At 43.7% G+C, this 1,784-nt stretch carries 2 protein-coding genes; both read left to right on the forward strand.

From position 1 onward, the window contains the following. Positions 1-205 precede the first annotated feature (205 nt). Positions 206-880, forward strand: coding sequence for an SOS response-associated peptidase (locus tag UTO39_RS22235; RefSeq protein ID WP_320728124.1), 675 nt, complete (start codon positions 206-208; stop codon positions 878-880). 231 nt (positions 881-1,111) lie between these two features. Further along, on the forward strand, positions 1,112-1,784 hold a 673-nt coding region (locus UTO39_RS22240; RefSeq protein ID WP_320728125.1), incomplete at its 3' end, for a hypothetical protein.

The raw sequence follows: 1,784 nt of genomic DNA on the forward strand, positions 1-1,784 counted from the left end.
ATAATGCCCCCATCACGATTTTGCCCCCAAATTTTCCCCCAAAATTCACGCTTTTGCGTAGCTCCTTCCAGTTTCGTAACACACCGCTTTACACCTCTCTACCCGATCATCATAATCGCCACGAATCCGTTTGTAAGACTTAACCAGCGCGCTGATTTTTCTCCCTGCCCTATACTTTCAGTCTGACATCCGACTGGAGGTTTCTATGTGTGGACGTTTTGCACAAGCCCAAACCCGTGAAGAATATCTTGCCTATTTGGCTGACGAAGCCGATCGCGACATTCCGTACGACCCGGAACCTATTGGCCGATACAACGTAGCACCAGGCACAAAAGTCCTGCTGTTGAGCGAACTTAATGAGCACCTGCATCTCGATCCGGTCCTGTGGTCTTATGCGCCTGAGTGGTGGGATAAAGCACCACTGATAAATGCGCGCGTCGAGACAGCGGCCACCAGCAGGATGTTCAAACATCTCTGGCAGCATGGTCGGGCAATCTGCTTTGCTGATGGATGGTTCGAGTGGAAGAAGGAAGGCGACAAGAAGCAGCCATATTTCATTCACCGGGAAGACGGTCAGCCCATTTTTATGGCGGCGATCGGCAGCACGCCGTTCGAGCGTGGAGATGAAGCAGAAGGTTTTCTCATCGTGACGTCCGCAGCTGATAATGGTCTGGTCGATATTCATGACCGCCGGCCACTGGTTCTGTCGCCTGAAGCGGCCCGGGAGTGGATGCGCCAAGATATAGGCGGGAAAGAAGCTGAGGAGATAGCCGCCGATTGTGCTGTGCCAGCTGACAAGTTTATCTGGCACGCTGTGTCACGCGCCGTGGGCAATGTGAAGAACCAGGGTCCGGAGCTAATCGAGGCATCACAATCGTAAGGTCAAAAGAAACATGTCACGTCTGAAATGAGCGAGTAACTGACTTCGATTTAAATGAATTACAAGGCTTCAAATGTTACTGGTACAAATTTCTAAGATGCATACAGTCATACTAAGTGTTTAAACAAGGTTCTGGACTATGGCTAATCCATCAGTTAAGTTTGTTTGCGATCCGTCGCTTTCCCGTATCAAGAGCCACTTTTTCCCGTATTATGTTTTTAAGGATAATTCATGAGTAATGGAGCACCATCCCTTCTTAGTCAATTAATAATTGCCATAATCTCTATATCTTTAGGGTCATTTCTTTTTGCTGGGATTCTAGAAAGTTACAAAAAAGATCAAGGTCTTCAGGAGGAGCTTATAAAGGATTACTTCAGGCCAATGATGGAATTACAAAGTTCTTGTTCAACTTCACATAATGAACTATTCCTAAAGTATGGAGAGTTATCTGGTTCTTATCAGCTCATGTCTAATGAAATAGTACATATGACAATGACCCCTGATTCAAAATTAGGCCAATATTATGAAGCTCTCCCAATGTCTATTATTAAAGCAAATACAGAGTTAAAAAAAGGAGTTGAAGAGCTTGAAATGATAGTAAAAAAATGCAAGACCGATTTATTCCTCAAGTACGAAGAGCTTGCATTAGTTACTGGTTCATATCCAGAGTTTAAGAGCTTAGCGAAAAATTATACAAATACGATTAACACCATCTATTTAGAAAGACAAAAAAAAGCCAAGGAAAATACAAAAAACATAGACCCTAATCAACTAATGCCATTGATGCGGAAATTTATTGCTTTGGATCTATCCACCAATGCAAACAAATCCATGCTTGCCAATGAAATGGATAACATATCTAAACTAACTACGCAGCATAGTTTGATAATGGCAGAGTATGAGG

The sequence above is a fragment of the Enterobacter sp. 118C5 genome, from assembly GCF_034107645.1.
Lineage (GTDB): Bacteria > Pseudomonadota > Gammaproteobacteria > Enterobacterales > Enterobacteriaceae > Enterobacter > Enterobacter nematophilus.

Coding starts and splice junctions, on each gene's coding strand:
- UTO39_RS22235 (WP_320728124.1), top strand. CDS start 206: ATGTGTGGACGTTTTGCACAAGCCCAAACCCGTGAAGAATATCTTGCC.